At 65.9% G+C, this 18,771-nt stretch carries 20 protein-coding genes; 11 read left to right on the plus strand and 9 right to left on the minus strand.

Features of this window, described 5'->3' with window-relative positions; genetic code table 11:
• Position 1 precedes the first annotated feature (1 nt).
• Entirely contained in the window at positions 2–1,453 is a 1,452-nt protein-coding gene (locus ACWKV7_RS08120) for a TrkH family potassium uptake protein (protein WP_483857157.1), read from the minus strand.
• Between the two features lie 241 nt (positions 1,454–1,694).
• Here ACWKV7_RS08120 and ACWKV7_RS08125 point away from each other — a divergent pair, with 241 nt between their 5' ends.
• On the plus strand, positions 1,695–2,063 hold the full coding sequence (locus ACWKV7_RS08125; protein ID WP_483857158.1) for a YkgJ family cysteine cluster protein: 369 nt from the start codon (positions 1,695–1,697) through the stop codon (positions 2,061–2,063).
• Positions 2,064–2,193: 130 nt separating this feature from the next.
• Entirely contained in the window at positions 2,194–2,754 is a 561-nt protein-coding gene (locus tag ACWKV7_RS08130; RefSeq protein WP_483857159.1) for an NAD(P)H nitroreductase, read from the plus strand.
• A gap of 12 nt (positions 2,755–2,766) precedes the next feature.
• On the opposite strand, the gene ACWKV7_RS08135 is transcribed toward ACWKV7_RS08130, so the two are convergent.
• The 6 genes from ACWKV7_RS08135 to ACWKV7_RS08160 form a co-directional block, all read right to left on the minus strand.
• Entirely contained in the window at positions 2,767–4,077 is a 1,311-nt protein-coding gene (locus ACWKV7_RS08135; RefSeq protein ID WP_483857160.1) for a HAMP domain-containing sensor histidine kinase, read from the minus strand.
• 92 nt (positions 4,078–4,169) lie between these two features.
• Entirely contained in the window at positions 4,170–4,556 is a 387-nt protein-coding gene (locus tag ACWKV7_RS08140; protein ID WP_483857161.1) for a Spy/CpxP family protein refolding chaperone, read from the minus strand.
• A gap of 106 nt (positions 4,557–4,662) precedes the next feature.
• Complete coding sequence (locus ACWKV7_RS08145; protein WP_483857162.1) at positions 4,663–5,340, minus strand: response regulator transcription factor; 678 nt, start codon at positions 5,338–5,340, stop codon at positions 4,663–4,665.
• A gap of 12 nt (positions 5,341–5,352) precedes the next feature.
• Positions 5,353–5,754 carry an SH3 domain-containing protein gene (locus ACWKV7_RS08150; protein WP_483857163.1) on the minus strand — a complete coding sequence of 134 codons (402 nt, stop codon included), beginning with the start codon at positions 5,752–5,754 and terminating at the stop codon, positions 5,353–5,355.
• Positions 5,755–5,806: 52 nt separating this feature from the next.
• On the minus strand, positions 5,807–6,106 hold the full coding sequence (locus ACWKV7_RS08155; protein ID WP_483857164.1) for a YciI family protein: 300 nt from the start codon (positions 6,104–6,106) through the stop codon (positions 5,807–5,809).
• Between the two features lies 1 nt (position 6,107).
• Positions 6,108–6,707 (minus strand): septation protein A, encoded by a 600-nt coding sequence (locus ACWKV7_RS08160; RefSeq protein WP_483857165.1) that lies wholly within the window; start codon positions 6,705–6,707, stop codon positions 6,108–6,110.
• A 77-nt stretch (positions 6,708–6,784) separates the two neighbouring features.
• Between ACWKV7_RS08160 and ACWKV7_RS08165 the strand changes: the two genes are divergently transcribed.
• The 5 genes from ACWKV7_RS08165 (at position 6,785) to scpB (ending at position 11,288) form a co-directional block, all read left to right on the plus strand.
• Positions 6,785–7,648, plus strand: a complete 864-nt coding sequence (locus ACWKV7_RS08165) for a PHP domain-containing protein (protein WP_483857166.1) — start codon at positions 6,785–6,787, stop codon at positions 7,646–7,648.
• 10 nt (positions 7,649–7,658) lie between these two features.
• Complete coding sequence (locus ACWKV7_RS08170; RefSeq protein WP_483857167.1) at positions 7,659–8,282, plus strand: L-threonylcarbamoyladenylate synthase; 624 nt, start codon at positions 7,659–7,661, stop codon at positions 8,280–8,282.
• Between the two features lie 161 nt (positions 8,283–8,443).
• On the plus strand, positions 8,444–9,658 hold the full coding sequence (locus tag ACWKV7_RS08175) for a tryptophan--tRNA ligase (protein WP_483857168.1): 1,215 nt from the start codon (positions 8,444–8,446) through the stop codon (positions 9,656–9,658).
• 8 nt (positions 9,659–9,666) lie between these two features.
• Positions 9,667–10,491, plus strand: a complete 825-nt coding sequence (locus ACWKV7_RS08180; RefSeq protein WP_487249202.1) for a segregation and condensation protein A — start codon at positions 9,667–9,669, stop codon at positions 10,489–10,491.
• Positions 10,491–11,288, plus strand: a complete 798-nt coding sequence (scpB, locus tag ACWKV7_RS08185; protein ID WP_483857169.1) for an SMC-Scp complex subunit ScpB — start codon at positions 10,491–10,493, stop codon at positions 11,286–11,288. The genes ACWKV7_RS08180 and scpB overlap by 1 nt, the downstream gene beginning before the upstream one ends.
• 82 nt (positions 11,289–11,370) lie before the next feature.
• Here the strand turns inward: scpB and ACWKV7_RS08190 are convergent, their stop codons facing one another.
• Together ACWKV7_RS08190 and gap are read right to left on the minus strand one after the other, a co-directional pair.
• Positions 11,371–11,835: a methylglyoxal synthase gene (locus ACWKV7_RS08190; protein WP_483857170.1), complete on the minus strand. Its 465-nt coding sequence runs from the start codon at positions 11,833–11,835 to the stop codon at positions 11,371–11,373.
• Between the two features lie 339 nt (positions 11,836–12,174).
• Positions 12,175–13,176 carry a type I glyceraldehyde-3-phosphate dehydrogenase gene (gene gap / locus ACWKV7_RS08195; protein WP_483857171.1) on the minus strand — a complete coding sequence of 334 codons (1,002 nt, stop codon included), beginning with the start codon at positions 13,174–13,176 and terminating at the stop codon, positions 12,175–12,177.
• Positions 13,177–13,309: 133 nt separating this feature from the next.
• Here gap and edd point away from each other — a divergent pair, with 133 nt between their 5' ends.
• From edd to ACWKV7_RS08215, 4 genes are all read left to right on the plus strand, one after another.
• Entirely contained in the window at positions 13,310–15,139 is a 1,830-nt protein-coding gene (gene edd, locus ACWKV7_RS08200) for a phosphogluconate dehydratase (RefSeq protein ID WP_483857172.1), read from the plus strand.
• Positions 15,136–16,095, plus strand: a complete 960-nt coding sequence (locus ACWKV7_RS08205; RefSeq protein ID WP_483857173.1) for a glucokinase — start codon at positions 15,136–15,138, stop codon at positions 16,093–16,095. The genes edd and ACWKV7_RS08205 overlap by 4 nt, the downstream gene beginning before the upstream one ends.
• A 159-nt stretch (positions 16,096–16,254) precedes the next feature.
• On the plus strand, positions 16,255–16,989 hold the full coding sequence (locus tag ACWKV7_RS08210) for a response regulator (RefSeq protein WP_483857174.1): 735 nt from the start codon (positions 16,255–16,257) through the stop codon (positions 16,987–16,989).
• On the plus strand, positions 16,979–18,430 hold the full coding sequence (locus ACWKV7_RS08215) for an ATP-binding protein (RefSeq protein WP_487249203.1): 1,452 nt from the start codon (positions 16,979–16,981) through the stop codon (positions 18,428–18,430). Before ACWKV7_RS08210 ends, ACWKV7_RS08215 begins: the two co-directional genes overlap by 11 nt.
• The last annotated feature ends 341 nt before the right edge of the window (positions 18,431–18,771 follow it).

The following is an 18,771-nucleotide window of genomic DNA, read 5'->3' on the forward strand; positions in this document are numbered from 1 at the left end:
GTCAGTGGCGCCAGAAGGAAGAGGTCAGCAGCACCAGCACGGTGATGATTTCCAGGCGACCGAGCAGCATGCCGATGGACAGCAGCCACTTGGCGGCGTCAGGCAGGCTGGCGAAGTTGCCGGCGGGGCCGATGATCGGGCCGAGGCCGGGGCCGACGTTGCACACCGCGGTGGCGGCGCCGGTCAGCGCGGTGATCGGGTCGAGGCCCAGCAGGCTCAGGGCGAGGGCCAGGGCGCCGATGGTGATGGTGAAGAAGAATGAGAAGGTCAGGATCGAGCGAACGATTTCTTCGTCCAGGTTGTGGCCGTTGTACTGCTGCTTGATCACCGCGCGCGGATGCACCAGTTGCTTGAGGGCGCTGCGCAGCAGCGTGTAGGCCACCTGGAAGCGAAACACCTTGATGCCGCCCGAGGTGGACCCGGAGCAGCCGCCCATGAAGGTCAGGTAGAAGAACAGCATGAAGGCGAAGCCGCCCCACTGGCTGTAGTCGCCGACGGCAAAGCCCGTGGTGGTCACTACCGAAATCACGTTGACCGAGGCCAGGCGCAGCGCGTCGAGGAACGGATAGTCGCTGTTCAGCCAGAGCCAGACGCCGGTGGCGACGCAGATCAACAGCATGATGCCGAGGAAGCCGCGCACCTGCTGGTCCTTGTACATCGCCAGGCGATTGCCGCGCAGCATGGAGACGTAGAGCACGAAGGGCAGCGCCCCGAGCAGCATGAACAGCACCGCGACCCAGTGGCTGGCCGGGCTGAAGTTGGCCAGGGAAGCGTCCGAGGTTGAGAAGCCGCCGGTGGCCAGCGTGGTCATCGCGTGGTTGATCGAGTCGAACACGTCCATGCCGCTCAGCCAGAAGCCGATGCCGCAGAGCACGGTGAGCGCCAGGTAAACCAGGGTGATGTACTTGGCCACCATGTGCGAGCGTGGCATCACCTTTTCCCCCCAGTCGGACGATTCGGTCTGGAACAGGCGCATGCCCCCCACGCGCAGCAGCGGCAGGATCGCCACGCCCATGCCGATGAAGCCGATGCCGCCCATCCATTGCAGCAGCGAGCGCCAGATCAGCAGCCCCTCGGAGGCATCGTCCAGTCCGACCAGCACTGTCGAACCAGTGGTGGTGATGCCCGACATGGTCTCGAAGAACGCATCGGTGTAGCTGATGTGCTGCAGGAACATCATCGGCAGGGCGGCGAAGAAGCCCACCACCAGCCAGATCGAGGTGGTCAGCAGGTACATGTCCCGTGGTCGCAGCTGGGCCTGCGCCGGCCGGCCGGGCACCACCAGGGCCAGGCCCGCGACGAAGGTGATCAGGCTGGACCAGAGGAAGGCGTTGAGACTCTCCGGGTGTTGCATGATCAGCAGGGTCAGCATGGGAATGACCATGCTGATGGCCAGGGTGATCAGGAAAATGCCGAGAATGAAACCGATGATGCGCAGAGTCGGCAGGGCCATGGATCGGGCTCGGGCTCGAAATGAGGAAAGGGCGCCATTCTACTCGCGACGGTGCCCCTGTAAACCGCTGGCGGCTCGCGAAAGGGCGGTGGCCAGGTGCATGTTTCGGCGATTTTCGGCGCGTCTTGCCAGCACGAAAATTTTCTTTGGGCGGGGTCCTGGCGCCCCTTCACAAGCGAATGCCGATGCATAGAATAGCCCCTCGGGTGCCGGCCCATTCCGGTTTCTGAGTTTCCTCTCGATGTCCTCCAATCCTTGTCTCGACTGTGGCGCCTGCTGCGCGCATTTCCGTGTGTCTTTCTATTGGGGTGAGTGCCGGGACAACGGCGGCGGCGTACCGGATGAACTGGTGGTGCCGATCAGCCCCTATCACGTCGCCATGCGCGGCACCGAGAGCAAACCGGTGCGCTGCGTCGGCCTGCTGGGCGACGTCGGTTGCGGTGTGCGCTGCACGCTCTATGAGAACCGTTCCAGCACCTGCCGGGACTTCGAGGCGTCCTGGGTCAATGGCGAGCCCAATGCCCATTGCGACATGGCCCGTGCCGCCCATGGCCTGCCACCGCTGACGCCGCCCCTGCAACCGCACCTGGCGCCTGATCGGGTGGCCTGACGCCGCCGGCACGGTACCCTTGCCGATTGGCACGGGAGCGTTTGCCGATCCGGCAATGGGTGCAAGGAACAGCAAGTTTTCGCCCGGAACACTAGAATCCCCCTTCGATTTTTTGAAGGGGAAACGACCGATGCAGGCTCTGGATCTTTTGCTCAACCGCGTGTCCATGGCGCGACTGTGCGAACCGGCACCCACCGCCGAGCAGCGCGACCTGCTTTTTCGCGCCGCCTTGCGTGCGCCCGACCACGGCCAACTGCGGCCATGGCGCTTCCTGACGGTTGAGGGTGAGGCCCGCGTGCGCTTGGGTGAGTTGTTCGCCCAGGCGCTGGCTGCCGGCTCCGGCGAAGCCAAGCCGGAGGCGTTGGAAAAAGCCCGCAAGAACCCGCTGCGTGCGCCCTTGCTGGTGGTGGTGATCGCTCGTTTGCAGGAGCACGCCAAGGTGCCGGAAAGCGAGCAGCTATTGGCCGCTGGCTGTGCCGCCCACGGCTTGCTGTTGGCCGCTCACGCCCAAGGGTTGGGGGCAATGTGGCGTACCGGGCCGCTGGCCTACGATGCCCATGTGATGGCCGGCCTGGGCCTGGGCAGCGAGGAGCGCATCGTCGGCTTCCTTTACCTGGGTACTCCCCAGGGCGATCTGCGTACCCCGGCGACGCTCGATCCGGCAGACTTCGTCGACACCTGGCGCGGTTGAAGCCAGGTCGCCTCAGGCCGGCAGATCCAGGGTCGCGCTGAAGCCGCCATCGAGGCGGTTGGTCAGCACCAGGCGGCCGCCATGGCGTTCGGCGGCGCGGCGGGCGATGGCCAGGCCCAGCCCGTGGCCGGCGCTGTCCTGGTTCGGGGCGCGGAAGAACGGCTCGCCGAGGCGCGGCAGGTACTGCTCGGCGACTCCGGGGCCATGGTCGTGCAGGCTGATCAACAGGCGATCCGCCTGGCGGTGTGCGCTGATCTCGACCGGCTGGCCAGGTGGATTGAAGCGCAGGGCGTTGCGCAGCAGGTTGTCCACCGCCCGCTCGAGCATGTCCGGCCAGCCCTGGAGCTGCAGGCCGGGGTCGACGCTCAGCTCGATGCGCTGGTCGGGCGCGGACAGCCCGGCGTCGTCGCGCAGGCGCGAGAGCATCGCGGCCAGGTCGATCGGGCGAGCGGCGCCGGGGTCGGCGTCCAGGCGGGCAAGGGCGAGGATCTCGCCGATCAGCGCTTCCAGGCGGTCGCATTCCTGGGTCAGGCGCGGCCAGAGCTTTTCCCGCTCGGCCGGCTCGGCGCGCTCGGCCAGTGCCAGGGCGATGCGCAGGCGCGCCAGCGGTGAGCGCAGCTCGTGGGAGACATCCCGCAGCAACTGGCGCTGGCTGGCGATCAGGCTTTGCAGGCGGTCGCCCATGCGATTGAAGTCGCGTGCCAGTACGCCCAGCTCATCGCGCCGGCTGGCCAGGCGGGCCAGGCTGTGCTGCTGGTAGGCGGTCTGGCCGAGGTCGTGCACCGCGCCGCGCAGGCGGTCCAGCGGGCGGGTGATCGACAGGGTCAGCAGCAGGCTGAACAGCGTCAGCACGACCAGCGCGACCGCCAGCGGTATCAGCGGCCAGACCAGGCTGCCGCGGTGCCACTCATCCAGCTCCGGATGGGGGACGCGGTAGATCAACAGATAGGTTTCCCCGCTCGTCGGGCTGGTGTATTCGCTGGTGAGGCGCCGCCAGGGCAGGCGACGTTCGCCCTGGCGCGCCTCGAAGGCGGCGGCCCGTGGCGGAAAGGTGCCCGGCACCAACGCGCGGCCCCGGTCGTCCAGTACCTGCACATGGATGCGAAAGCGCTGGCGGTGTTGCTCCAGATAGCGCTGTGCGGCGCCTTCACCCTGGCTTTCGTAGATCCGCACCCAGTTCTCGTCGAGGTCTTTGAGCCCGGGGTGCTGGCTGAGAATCCAGGAGTCCTGGTTCAGGGCGCGTCCGAATAGCATGGAGAGCCCTGCAACCAGGGCGATGGCCAGCCAGAAGCTGGCGAGGATGCGCCAGAACAGTGAACGCACAAGACCTCCTTGCAGAGCGAAAGCCCAGCGAGCGAGGGCTCCGCTGGGCTGTTCAGGCGGTTCGACGAGCGCCTCGGGTGCCCGCCGGCGGGTTACTCGGGCATCGGCTCGCCGTGTTCGGCGCGGCGCTGCTCCATTTTCTGCCGATGCTGCTCGAAGCGCTCGCGCTGCTCCGGGGTAAGCAGGGCGTCGATGGCTTCGCGGTGCTTGGTCCGGGAGGCTTCCAGCTCATCGCGCATGGCCTTTTTTTCCGCTTCCGGCAGCTTGTCCAGATAGCGTTGGGTAATGTCGCGGTGGGCTTTCATCTGCTCGCCCATCAGCTTCTTGAATTCGCTGCGCTGTTGGTCATTCAGATTCAGCTCCTTGAACAGCTTGTGCGGGCCGTGCTCGCCGCCTTGGCGCGGACCGCCGTCGGGCATGGCGGTGGCGATGCCGGGCAGGAAGGCTGCAAACAGCAGGGCAGTGAAAATCTTGCGCATGGTCATTCTCCTGTCTCGATCCCGGCTGGTTGCCGGATGAGTTCAGTCTAGGGAGATCGAGGTCAACGGCGGTCAGGCCAAGGTAAAGGCTGGGTAAAGGCCGCGGTCAGGCGCTGTAGTAGTAGCCGCGGCTGCGCAAGGAAAGGATGCGCGGGCGGCCATCCGGGTGCGGGCCGAGCTTCTTGCGCAGATTGCTGACGTGCATGTCGAGGCTGCGGTCGTAGAGGGTCAGCTTGCGGCCGAGCGCCACTTGCGCCAGCTCCTGTTTGTCCAGTGGATTGCCCGGTTGCTGCAGCAGGGCTTCCAGCAAGCGGCCTTCGGAGACCGTCAGGCTGATTTCCTGGCCGCCGACGTTGGCCACGCCGCGCGCCGGGCTGAAGCTCAGGTCGCCCAGCTCCAGGCGGGCGGGGGTGGCGGCCGGCACGCTGCGGCGCAGCACGGCGCGCAGGCGCGCGGTCAGCTCGCGGGGGTCGCAGGGCTTGGCCAGGTAGTCATCGGCGCCCAGCTCCAGGCCGAGGATGCGATCCAGCGGCTCGCCGCGGGCGGAGAGCATCAGCACCGGCAGTTCCGGATAGTCGTTGCGCAGTTGCTTGAGCAGTTCCAGGCCGCTGCCGTCGGGCAGCATCACGTCCAGCACCACTGCTGCCGGTGCCTGGGCGGCAAGGGCGGTGCGAGCACTGCCGCCGTCATGGCAGGCGCGCACCTGGAAACCTTCCTGGCTCAGCCAGCGGCTGAGCAGTTCGCAGAGTTCCTGATCGTCGTCGATCAGCAGCAGGTCGCTCATGGGGCGCTCGCGTCAGTTCAACCACTCGCGGTTGGTTCGTCGTCCGCCGCGCAGCAGGGTGCCGCAGATCAGGCCGGTCAAGGCTACGCCCGCACCGATCAGGAACCACAGCTGCTTCTCGCTGAGCAGCCGTGGCGGCTGTCCGGCCTGACTATCGAGGAGTCGCTTGAGCTGCCGGCTCTCCTCGCGCAGTCGCGCTTCCCGCTGGCTGCCGGCCTGCAATTGCGCGCTCAATTCGCTGCGCAGGCGTTCGCTCTCGGCGAGCCGCTGCTCCAGTTCATCGACATGCGCCTCGGGGCTGGTTTCCTCCGCCAGCGGCTGGCGGTCGACCGGAGCGCTTGCCTCTTCCTCGGCCCGCAGGCCGGGAACGGTGAGCAGTACAGCGAACAGCAGAAGCAGCGGAGCTTGACGCATTGGAACTCCTGTTTGCCGGTTTCTGGCCTGGGCGGACGGTGCGTGCTATCGGTTAGGGAAACACCTGCTTGAACGGTTTGACCACCGCGCTGGCGTAGACACCCGCGGCGCGATAGGGGTCGGCATCCGCCCAGGTCTGGGCAGCGATCAGCGATTCGAATTCGGCGACGATCAGGCTGCCGGAAAAGCCAGCCGGGCCGGGGTCGCTGCTGTCCACCGCCGGATGCGGGCCGGCCAGCACCAGGCGGCCTTCGCTCTTGAGCTGCTCCAGGCGGGCGAGATGGGCAGGGCGGGCGGCGAGGCGCTTGTCCAGGGAGCCGGCAACATCGGTGGCAATGATCGCGTAGAGCATGTCAGTCCTTATTGGCTGGGGCAGCGGAGGGTTCGCTCGGCTGCATGTGGCGGGCCAGGTACAGGCCCTGGCCGACCAGGAACAGCAGGGTCATACCGAGGCTGCCGAAGACCTTGAAGTCCACCCAGATGGCCGGGAAGGTGAAAGCGACGAACAAATTGGCACCGCCGCAGATCAGAAAGAAGGCGATCCAGGCCAGGTTCAGCCGCGACCAGATCGGCGCCGGCAGGCTGATGGCATGGCCCATCATGCGCTGGATCAACGGCTTGTCGCCGATGAAGTGGCTGGCGATGAAGGCCAGGGCGAACAGCCAGTTGACCACCGGTGCCTTCCACTTGAGGAAGGTCTCGCTATGGAACGCCAAAGTCAGGCTGCCGAACACCAGGCAGGCGACCAGCGTCAGCCACTGGCCTTTTTCGAGTTTGCGCTGGACCAGGTAAAGGCCGCCGTAGACCAGCAGGGAGCTGGCGATCAGCGCTGCGGTAGCGCTGAAGATGCCCCCCAGGGTGAAGCTGTGGCCAGCCAGTTCGACGGTGCTTGGATCGAGTTTGTAGACGATGAAGAAAAGAATCAGGGGGATGAAATCGATGAATTGTTTCACGGCGGCAGCCAGAAGCGGGATGTGCCGGCATAATAACAAACATCAATGAACGGGAAAGCCATCGTGCGAACCGCCTTATGAAGGTCGATCTGCATTGCCACAGCACCGCTTCGGACGGCGCCCTCGCGCCGGCCGTGCTGGTCGAGCGCGCCCATGCCCAGGGCGTGAGCCTGCTGGCGCTGACCGACCATGACACCCTCGAAGGGCTGGATGAGGCGCGGGCGGCGGCGACGGCGCTGGATATGCAACTGGTCAATGGTATCGAGCTGTCCTGTACCTGGGGTGGCGCGACCATTCATGTGCTCGGCTATGCCTTTTCCGCTGAGGCGCCGGCGCTGCGCCAGGCCCTCGGCGAGCTTTACGAAGGGCGCTGGCTGCGTGCCGAGGAAATCTCCCGGCGCCTGGCCGCCAAGGGCATGCCCGGTGCGCTGGACGGTGCGCGGGCAATCCAACAGGAGCTGGGTGACAGCGGTAACGCGCCGGCCCGCCCGCATTTCGCCGAGTTCCTGGTGCGTGCCGGCCATGTCCAGGATCGCGCCGAGGCGTTTCGCAAGTGGCTGGGCTCGGGCAAGCTCGGCGACGTGAAGCAGCACTGGCCGAGTCTCGAGCAGGCGGTCGGCACGTTGCGCGCGGCGGGTGCCTGGATCAGCCTGGCGCATCCGTGGCAATACGACTTCACTCGTAGCAAGCGACGCAGGCTGGTTGCCGACTTCCTTCAGGCCGGCGGCCATGCGCTGGAAGTGGTCAATGGCATGCAGCCGGCCGAGCAGGTTGGCGGGCTGGCCATTCTGGTTCGAGAATTCGGTTTGCTGGCCAGTGTCGGCAGCGATTTCCACGCACCGGGAGATTGGTCGGAGCTGGGCATGTACCGCCCATTGCCCGACGACCTGCCGCCCCTTTGGGAGCGCTTCTCACATGCACGCGCTACTACTGCCATCTGAGGTCGAGCCAGTGAGTCAATTCTTCCAGGTCCATCCGGAAAACCCCCAGGCGCGCCTGATAAAGCAGGCGGTAGAAATCGTTCGGCGCGGCGGGGTGATCGTCTATCCGACCGACTCTTCCTATGCCGTCGGTTGCCATATCGGCGACAAGGCGGCCATGGAGCGCATTCGCCGCCTGCGCCAGCTGGACGACCGCCACAACTTCACCCTGGTCTGCCGCGACCTGTCTCAGCTGGGCCTGTTCGCCAAGGTGGATACCGCCGCCTTTCGCCTGTTGAAGAACCATACGCCCGGCCCCTACACGTTCATTCTCAACGCCACTCGGGAAGTGCCGCGCATGCTGCTGCATCCCAAGCGACGCACCATCGGCTTGCGGGTGCCGGAGCACGCCATTGCCCAGGCGCTGCTCGAGGAGCTGGGCGAGCCGCTGATGAGCGTCAGCCTGATCCTGCCCGGCGAAACCTTGCCGATGAGCGATCCCTACGAGATGCGCCAGGTGCTGGAGCACCAGGTCGATCTGATCATTGACGGCGGCTACGGCGGCCTCGAAGCGTCCACGGTGATCAACCTGGCCGACGGCGAACCGCAGGTGACGCGGGTCGGTTGCGGCGATCCGTCACCGTTCGGCGGCTAGCGGTACGCCGCCTGTCGCAAACCGGCGGGACAGCCCCGTGAAACCTCGGGCCGCATCGCATTGTCGCTTCGCCGACGGGCCCGCTGCCTTGCGGCGTTTGCCGCTCCGCCCTTGGGCCCCGCTATACTTCGCCCCTTGTCCGTCCGCCAAAGGAAACCCGTTTGAGCCTCACCGATCCCCAGCGCCGCGTGCTGTCCGGCATGCGCCCCAGCGGTCGCCTGCACCTGGGCCACTACCAGGGCGTGCTGAAGAACTGGGTCAAGCTGCAGCATGAGTACGACTGCTATTTCTGCATCGTCGACTGGCACGCGCTAACCACTGACTACGATGAGGTGGGCTCGATCGCCCAGCACGTCATGGACATGGCGGTCGACTGGCTGGCCGCGGGCGTCAGCCCTAGCTCGTCGACGCTGTTCATTCAGTCTCAGGTGCCCGAGCACGCCGAGCTGCATCTGTTGCTGTCGATGATCTGTCCGCTCAGCTGGCTGGAACGCGTGCCTTCCTACAAAGAGCAGCAGGCCCAGCTCGATCACAAGGACCTCGGTACCTTCGGCTTTCTCGGTTATCCGTTGCTGCAGGCGGCGGACATCCTGCTCTACCGCGCCGGGCTGGTGCCGGTGGGCGCCGACCAGCTGCCGCATATCGAGTTCGCTCGCGAGGTGGCAAGGCGTTTCAATCACCAGTACGGGCGCGAGCCGGGGTTCGAAGAGAAGGCCGAGGCGGCCATTCTCAAGCTCGGCAAGAAGACCGCCAAGCTCTACAACAGCCTGCGCAAGGCGTTCCAGGAGCAGGGCGATGGCGAGGCCCTGGAGACCGCCCGGGCGTTGCTCAAGGAGCAGCAGAGCATCACCCTGGGCGACAAGGAGCGGCTGTTCGGCTATCTCGAAGGCGGCGGCAAGGTGATCCTGCCGGAGCCCCAGCCGTTGCTCAGCGACGCCCCGCGCCTGGCCGGGCTGGACGGCCTGAAGATGGCCAAGTCGAACAACAACGCGATCTTCCTGCGCGATGAGCCGGATGCGGTGGCGGAAAAAATCCGGCGCATGCCCACCGACCCGGCGCGGGTACACCGCAGCGATCCGGGCGAGCCGGCGAAATGCCCGGTGTGGGCGTTGCATCAGGTCTATTCGGACGCTGCCACCTGCAACTGGGCGGAACAGGGGTGCCGCAGCGCCGGTATCGGCTGCCTGGATTGCAAGGCGCCGCTGATCGAATCGATCCAGGCGGAGCTGCGCCCATTGCAGGCACGTGCCGCCGAATACGAGGACAATCCCGACCTGGTGCGCAGCATTCTCGCCGAGGGCGCCGAGCGTGCCCGCGACGAGGCCCGCGACACCCTGATCGAGGTTCGCCAGGTCATGGGCCTGAACTACCGCTAGAGAGCCCTATGTCCGACGACGTCCAGACGCATGCGATCGACCAGGCCGGCGCCCAGCAGGAGCTGCCGTTCGCCCTGGTCTACGGCCAGGCGGTCACCGCGCTTCCGCTCGACCTTTACATTCCGCCGGATGCGCTGGAGGTATTCCTCGAGGCCTTCGAGGGCCCACTGGATCTGCTGCTGTACCTGATCCGCAAGCAGAACATCGACATCCTCGATATCCCGGTGGCGGAAATCACCCGCCAGTACATGGGCTACGTCGAACTGATGAAATCGGTGCGCCTGGAGCTGGCCGCCGAATACTTGGTAATGGCCGCCATGCTCGCCGAGATCAAATCGCGCATGCTGTTGCCGCGCTCGGCCGAAGCCGAGGAAGAGGAAGACGACCCGCGTGCCGAGCTGATCCGTCGGCTGCAGGAATACGAGCGCTTCAAGGCCGCCGCCGAGGATCTGGACGAGCAGCCGCGGGTGGGGCGCGACATTACCGTGCCGCGCCTGGAGGCGCCGGAAGCCAGGGCACGCAAGCTGTTGCCGGACGTCAGCCTGGAAGAGCTGCTGCTGTCGATGGCCGAAGTGCTGCGCCGTGCCGACATGTTCGAGAGCCACCAGGTGACCCGCGAGGCGCTGTCGACCCGCGAACGCATGAGCGAGGTGCTGGAGCGCCTCAAGGGTGGGGCGTTCGTGCCTTTCGTCGAACTTTTCACCGCCGAGGAAGGACGCCTCGGGGTGGTGGTGACCTTCATGGCGGTGCTGGAACTGATCAAGGAATCCCTGGTGGAGCTGGTGCAGAATGAGCCCTTTGCGCCCATCCACGTTCGCGCAAGAGCTGAATGATGAACCTGTCCGACCCACAAGACCTCGCTTCGCTGCTGGAAGCCTACCTGCTCGCCTCGGGCAAGCCGCTGTCGCTGGAGCGCCTGGGCGAGCTGTTCGAGGAGGGCGAGCGCCCCGAACCGGCGCAGCTCAGGGCGGCGCTGGAAGTGCTGGGGAAATCCTGCGAAGGGCGAGCGTTCGAACTCAAGGAAGTGGCGACCGGTTACCGGCTGCAAGTGCGCCAGCGCTTCGCGCCCTGGGTCGGTCGACTCTGGGAGGAACGCCCGCAGCGCTATTCGCGGGCAATGCTGGAAACGCTGGCGCTGGTCGCCTATCGCCAGCCGATCACCCGTGGCGAGATCGAGGATATCCGCGGCGTGGCGGTCAACAGCCAGATCGTCAAGACGCTGCTGGAGCGCGAGTGGATTCGCGTCGTTGGCCATCGCGACGTGCCCGGTCGCCCGGCGATGTTCGCTACCACCAAGGCGTTTCTCGACCACTTCAACCTGAAGAGCCTCGAGGAGCTGCCGCCGCTGGCCGAGTTGCGCGAGCTGGAGCCGGAACCGCAGTTGCCGCTGGAGGATGATGTCGCCACGGCACGCCTGACCCTGGAGTTACCGGAAGAGGGCGAGGCCGTCGACGGGGAAGCCGCCGAGCCGCGGGAAGAGAAAAGTTTCCGCAGCCTGCTGGCCGAGCTGGATGCCATGGAGCAGGGGCTCAAGACCGATTTCGACGATCAGCGCCTGTCCGACGAGGCCGGAGCCGAAGCGGCGGACGATGCCCAGGACCACGATCACCCTCAGGAAGACCATCCGTAGGGGCGAATTGATTCGCCAGCCGCGCCCTGGCAAGTTCGCGGCGTCGGTATCCCGGCCTTTGCAGACGGAAACCCGCCGTGTCCTAGCTCCTTCCTTGCAGATAGGCGCTGTAGTCCGGTATCCGGCATGCGTGTTCCTGCTCTAGCAGGCTGCTACTGAGCAGGTAGTCGGCGCTGCTCTCGTTGCAGGCCACCGGAATGTTCCACACCGCCGCGACCCGCAGCAGGGCCTTGATGTCCGGGTCGTGCGGTTGCGGTTCGAACGGGTCCCAGAAGAACACCAGCATGTCCACCCGGCGCTCGGCGATGCGCGCGCCGATCTGCTGGTCGCCACCCAGCGGGCCGCTGATCATGCTCTCCACTGGCAGGTTGAGATGCTGGCTGAGCAGCATGCCGGTGGTGCCGGTGGCAATCAGGTGGTGGCGAGCCAGGCGCTCCTGTTGGCGCTTGGCCCAGTCGAGCAGGAACGCCTTGCAGTGATCGTGGGCCACCAGCGCAATGCGCTTGCGTGCCGGCAGGCTGGCGGTGGTGAAGGCTATGCGGTCCATATTGACCTCTCGGCATCTTTGTAGGAGCGGGCCATGCCCGCGAGACCAGGCGACGCAGGCGCATCGCGGGTATGGCCCGCTCCTGTGATCGCGCTACGGTGCCTTGCACAGGGCCAGGCAGCTTCGTACGGGGTCTTGGCTGTAGGGGCGAATTTATTCGCCCAGCGAAGCCTGGCAGGCGAATGAATTCGCCCCTACCCCAGAGAACCTGGCCGGAGAAGTCCGGATTGCGCTGGCGCTTCTCCGGGCTACGGCGTTGGGATCTGTAGGAGCGGGCCACGCCCGCGAATACCGGGCGATACAGGCGCATCGCAGGCATGTCCCGCTCCTGCGGTTACGTTACGGCGCTTCGCAGAGGGCCAGGCAATTGTCCAGCATGCGGTTGGAGAAGCCCCACTCGTTGTCGTACCAGGCCATTACCTTGAGCAGCTTGCCGCTGGTCTTGGTGTGGTTGGCATCGAAGATGGACGACAGCGGGTTATGGTTGAAGTCGCAGGAAACCAGCGGCAGGGTGTTATAGCCCAGTACCGGCGATTGCTCGCTGGCGGCCTTGAGCAGTGCGTTGACATCCTCGGTGCTGGCTTCCTTCTTCAGGTTCAAAGTCAGGTCCACCAGCGAGACGTTGATCACCGGCACGCGAACGGCCATGCCGGTCAGCTTGCCGGCCATCTCCGGCAACACCAGGCCGACCGCTTCGGCGGCGCCGGTCTTGGTCGGGATCATCGATTGGGTGGCCGAGCGTGCCCGGTACGGATCGCTGTGGTACACGTCGGACAGGTTCTGGTCGTTGGTGTAGGCGTGAATGGTGGTCATCAGGCCATTCTCGATACCCAGTTCGCGGTTCAGCACTTGTGCCACCGGTGCCAGGCAGTTGGTGGTGCAGGAGGCGTTGGAGATGATCTGGTGGCTCTGGCGCAGCACTTGGTGATTGACGCCGTAGACGACGGTGGCGTCGGCCCCCTTGGCCGGAGCGGAGATGATCACCTTGCGGGCGCCGGCGGTCAGGTGGGCAGCCGCCTTGTCGCGGTCGGTGAACAGCCCGGTGCACTCGAACACCACGTCGATGCCCAGTGCTTTCCATGGCAGGTCGGCGGGGTTGCGGATGGCGCTGACGGCGATGCGGTCGCCGTTGACCAGCAGGTTTTCCTGGTCGGCCGACACGCTGCCGTCGAATGCGCCATGCACGCTGTCGAACTGGAACAGGTGGGCATTGATCGCCGTATCGCCCAGGTCGTTGATCGCCACCACCTGCATATGCTGGCGATACTGCTGGGTGTAGAGGGCGCGGAGAACGTTGCGACCGATGCGACCGAAACCGTTGATGGCGATACGTAAAGTCATGGTGAGGTCCTGCTTTTAAAATTTTGTTGTAGGAATTACAAGATTATTGCCTTGAGCATAGAAATCAAGGCTTATTGATGGCAGAATTTTGTAAAAAGTACAATCATGTTGATGGCTAGCCTGGAGGCATTGCATGCACCCCCGAGTTCTTGAGGTCACCGAGCGGCTGATCGAGCGCAGCCGCGCCACCCGCGAGCGCTATCTGGCCCAGATGGGCGCGGCCGCCAGCGAGGGGCCGCAGCGCGGCAAGCTGCAGTGCGCGAACTTCGCCCACGGCGTCGCCGGCTGCAATTCAGCCACCGACAAGCAGCGCCTGCGGCTGATGGACGAGGCCAACGTGGCCATCGTCTCGGCCTATAACGACATGCTGTCGGCCCACCAGCCCTACGAGCACTTCCCGGAAATTATCAAGCAGGCGCTGCGCGAGATCGGTTCGGTCGGCCAGTTCGCCGGCGGTGTGCCGGCCATGTGCGACGGCGTGACCCAGGGCGAGGCGGGCATGGAAATGAGCCTGGCCAGCCGCGAGGTGATCGCCCTGTCCACCGCCGTCGCTCTGTCCCACAACATGTTCGATGCGGCGCTGCTGCTGGGCATCTGCGACAAGATCGTGCCCGGCCTGATGATCGGCGCGCTGCGCTTTGGCCACCTGCCGATGGTGTTCGTGCCGGGCGGGCCGATGCCATCGGGCATTTCCAACAAGGAGAAGGCCGAGGTACGCCAGCTCTACGCCGAGGGCAAGGCGACCCGCGCGCAGCTGCTGGAGTCGGAGATGAAGTCCTACCACAGCCCCGGCACCTGTACCTTCTACGGCACCGCCAACACCAATCAGATGGTCATGGAGATGATGGGCCTGCACCTGCCGGGCTCGTCCTTCGTCAATCCCTACACGCCCCTGCGCGATGCCCTGACTCGCGAGGCGGCGCGCCAGGTGACGCGGATGACCAAGCAGAGCGGTCACTACCTGCCGCTGTGCGAGATCATCGACGAGAAGGTGATCATCAACTCGGTGGTCGCGCTGAACGCCACCGGCGGCTCGTCCAACCATACCCTGCACCTGCCGGCCATGGCCCAGGCCGCCGGCATCCAGTTGACCTGGCAGGACATGGCGGATATTTCCGCCGTGGTGCCGACCCTGGCCAAGGTCTACCCCAACGGCCAGGCCGACGTGAACCACTTCCACGCCGTCGGCGGCGTGCCGTTCCTGGTGCGCACGCTGCTCGACGCCGGCCTGCTGCACGAGGACGTCAATACTGTCATGGGGCGCGGCCTGCGCCGCTACACCCAGGAGCCGTTCCTCGATGGCGACAAGCTGGTCTGGCGCGAAGGCAGCGACCAGAGCCTCGACGAAGCCATCCTGCGACCGGCGGCGCGGCCGTTCTCGCCCGAAGGTGGGCTACGGGTGCTCAGCGGCAACCTCGGCCGTAGCGTCAGCAAGATTTCCGCGGTAGCGCCGGAGCACCGCCTGGTGGAGGCGCCGGCGCGGGTCTTCCATGACCAGAACGAACTGGCCGAGGCATTCAAGGCCGGCGAGCTGGAGCGCGACTTCATCGCAGTGGTGCGCTTCCAGGGGCCCAAGGCCAACGGCATGCCGGAACTGCACAAGCTCACACCCTATCTTGGTGTGTTGCAGGACCGTGGTTTCAAGGTGGCGCTGGTCACCGATGGACGCATGTCCGGCGCCTCCGGCAAGGTGCCGGCGGCCATTCACGTGTGCCCCGAGGCGATCGACGGCGGCCCGCTGGCCAAAGTACGCGACGGCGACCTGATTCGCGTCGATGCGGTCAGCGGCGAGTTGAACGTGTTGGTGGATGCCGCTGAATTCGACGCCCGCGACTGCGTACCGGCGCCGCAGGACCAGGGCATCGGCTGCGGTCGCGAGCTGTTCGCCTTCATGCGTGCCGCCTTCAGTCCGGCCGACCAGGGTGCCAGTGCCTTTACATCCAGCCTGGAGGCGCTCAAGTGAAACTGGCGCTGGTGGGTGATATCGGTGGGACCAACGCGCGCTTCGCGCTATGGCGCAACGAGGCCCTGCATGAGGTGCGGGTGCTGCCGACGGCGGGCTACCCGCGGCCGGAGGATGCGATCCACGCCTACCTGGCGGCAATCGGGCAGGCGTTGAGCGAGGTGGACTCGATCTGCCTGGCCTGTGCCGGGCCGGTTCAGGGCGACGAGTTCGTCTTCACCAACAATCACTGGCGCCTCAGCCGCGAGGCGTTCTGTACCGAGCTGGGGCTGAGCGAGTTGTTGTTGATCAACGATTTCACCGCCATGGCGCTGGGTATGAGCCGGGTACGCGAGGACGAGCTGCTGCAGGTGTGTCCCGGTCAGGTAGAGGAAGATCGCCCGCGCCTGGTGATCGGCCCAGGCACCGGTCTCGGCGTCGGTACCCTGCTGCCGCTCGGCGAGGGGCGCTGGGGCGCCTTGCCGGGGGAGGGCGGGCATGTCGACCTGCCCGTCGGCAGCCTGCGCGAGGCGCAGCTATGGCGGCATCTGCATGGCCAGCTCGGGCACGTCAGCGCGGAAAACATTCTCAGCGGCGGTGGCTTGTTCACGCTCTACCGGGCCAGTTGCGCAGTGGACGGCCGTGAACCCTGGCTGGCCTCCCAGGTCGAGGTGGTGAGCGCGGCGCTGGCCGGCGATGCCTACACCGGTGAGGTGCTGGAGCAGTTCTGCTGCTGGCTCGGGCGCGTCACCGGCAACAACGTGCTGACCCTGGGCGCGCGGGGCGGGGTGTATATCGCCGGTGGCGTGGTGCCGCGCTTCGCCGAATTGTTCCTGCGCAGCGGCTTTGCCCGCAGCTTTGCCGACAAGGGCGTGATGAGCCGCTACTTCGAAGGCATTCCGGTCTGGCTGGTGCTGGCCGAGTTCCCGGGCCTGATGGGCGCAGGCGTGGCGTTGACCCAGGCATCGAGACACTAGGAACGGGCCATGTCCGTCAAAGACCGGCCCTGTGGTGCATCGCGGGCATGGCCTGCGGGGTGCCGGCGCCGCATGCATTCTTTGCAGCGCATGGCGCAGCCCGGTCCGCCCGCCCCGAGGTAAGCTACTGGCCTTGTGACAACAACGAAGGTGGCGCCTGTGAGCCAACCCGGCAAGACCATCCTGCTGGTCGACGACGACCAGGAAATCCGCGAACTGCTGGAAACCTACCTGAGCCGCGCCGGCTTCCAGGTGCGCAGCGTGGGCGACGGCGCCAGCTTCCGCCAGGCGCTGTGCGACGAGCCGGCCGACCTGGTGATTCTCGACGTGATGCTGCCCGACGAGGACGGCTTCAGCCTGTGCCGATGGATCCGCCAGCACAAGCGCCTGGCACAGATGCCGATCATCATGCTCACCGCCAGCTCCGACGAGGCCGACCGGGTGATCGGCCTGGAGCTGGGGGCGGACGACTATCTGGGCAAACCCTTCAGTCCTCGTGAACTGCAGGCGCGTATCAAGGCCTTGTTGCGGCGTACCCAGTTCGCCCAGGAACCACGGGGTGCAGAGGTGTTGGCCTTCGATGAGTGGCGGCTGGATCTGGTCAGCCACCGGCTGTTTCATCAGGACGGTGAAGAGTCGTTCCTCTCCGGGGCCGACTTCGCCCTGCTCAAGCTGTTTCTCGACCATCCGATGCAGATTCTCGACCGCGACACCATCGCCAATGCCACCCGCGGCCGCGAGGTGCTGCCGCTGGAGCGCATCGTCGACATGGCCGTCAGTCGCCTGCGCCAGCGGCTACGCGACACCGGCAAGGCGCCGCGGCTGATCCGCACCGTGCGCGGCGCCGGCTATCTGCTGGCGGCGCAGGTCACGGTCCACAGCGATGCGCACTGAGGGCCGGCGCTGGCGCCTGGTGCCGCGCTCGCTGCTCGGGCGCATGCTACTGCTGACATTGCTGGCGGTGCTGCTGGCGCAGACGCTGTCCAGCGTCATCTGGGTTTCGCAGCTACGCGCCAGCCAGATGGAGGGCCTGCTCACCAGTGCGCGCAGCCTGGCCCACTCGATGGCCGCCAGCGTCAGCTACTTCCGCTCCCTGCCGCTGGGCTACCGGCCGCTGGTGCTCGATCAGTTGCGCAACATGGGCGGCACGCGTTTCTTCGTTTCCCTCAACGACAAGCCCTTGTCCATGCGTGTGTTGCCGGAAACGCCGCGCAAGCGTGCGGTGCTGGACGCGGTGGACGAGGTGCTGCGCGAGCGGTTGGGCAAGGCAGTGGACCTGTCGCTGCAATTCGTCGATCCGGACGATCTGCGCATCTTCAACAGCGAGCTGAAGCTCGACGAACTGCCGCGCTCCTGGGCCCACTACGCACTGAGCCTGGAACCGCTCAATCCGCCGGTATTGGTGACACAGATCCAGATCGCACCGAACGAATGGCTCTACCTCGCCTCGCTGCTGCCGGCGCCCTACGTCAGCCTGGAAGACCAGGGCCTGCCGGCCCAGCAGCTGTGGTTCATCGTGCTGACCAGTGGCTTCCTGCTGCTGTTCATCGGCATCCTGGTGCACTGGCAGAGCCGGCCGCTCAAGCGGCTGGCGGCGGCGGCGCGGGACATGTCCCTGGGCAGCGAAGTCGAGCCGCTGGCCGAGGCGGGCGGCAGCGAGGTGGTGGAGGTGAGTCGCGCCTTCAACGCCATGCGCGACCGCATCGGCCGCTACCTGACCGAGCGCAGTCAGCTGTTCAGTGCCATTTCCCACGACCTGCGCACGCCCATCACCCGGCTGCGCCTGCGCGTCGAGCTGCTGGAGGACGAGGCGCTGCAAGTCAAGTTCAGTCGCGACCTGGACGAGCTGGAATTGCTGGTCAAGGGCGCGTTGCAGTGCGTGAAGGACACCGACATCCACGAAAATATCGAGCCGGTGGATCTCAACCTGCTGATCCAGCACGTCGCCGAGCCCTACCTGGCACCGGCCGGCAATGGCCGGGTGACCCTGCAGGGGCAGGCGCTGGCGACCTATGCCGGTAAGCCGCTGGCGCTCAAGCGCTGCATCGGCAACTTGTTGGACAACGCCTTGAAGTACGGCGAGAAGGCCCACCTGCTGATCGAGGACGACGGAACCACCTTTGTGCTGCATGTCGACGACGAGGGGCCGGGTGTGCCCGAGCAGCGCCTGGAGCAGATCTTCGAACCGCATTTCCGCCTGGCCGGCAACCAGCAGGGCTATGGCCTGGGGCTGGGCATCGCACGCAACATCGCCCACGCCCACGGCGGCGAGCTGGGGCTGCGCAACCTGCGCGAGGGTGGCCTGCGTGTGACGCTGACGTTGCCGCGCCTGTAGTGCCCGGGCAGGGCGCTTGAGCGTTCGCCGGGGTAGGGGCTCGCTGCCCGAGCTTCCACGCCATCCATATTCGCGTGCAGGAATCCATCGGCGGTACTGGTTCGCGTCGGGCCCGGCCCTTCGTTTTGGCAGGGTGGGGGATATTCAGCCGATTGCACAATCCAAGGAGGGCCTCCGGTGAGGACGCTGCACAACGAGGCCCGGTTGCATTGTCTCGCGCTATGTAACAGAACGGTGACCTTTGCCCATCCCTTCGTTACCCCCGCGTCTTTGTCCCGTGCATAGAATCCATGCAACGCAAGCTTCCGACTTGCTTGGCATAACAACAAAAAAGGAAATTC

It is taken from the genome of Zestomonas ipomoeae (assembly GCF_057128665.1).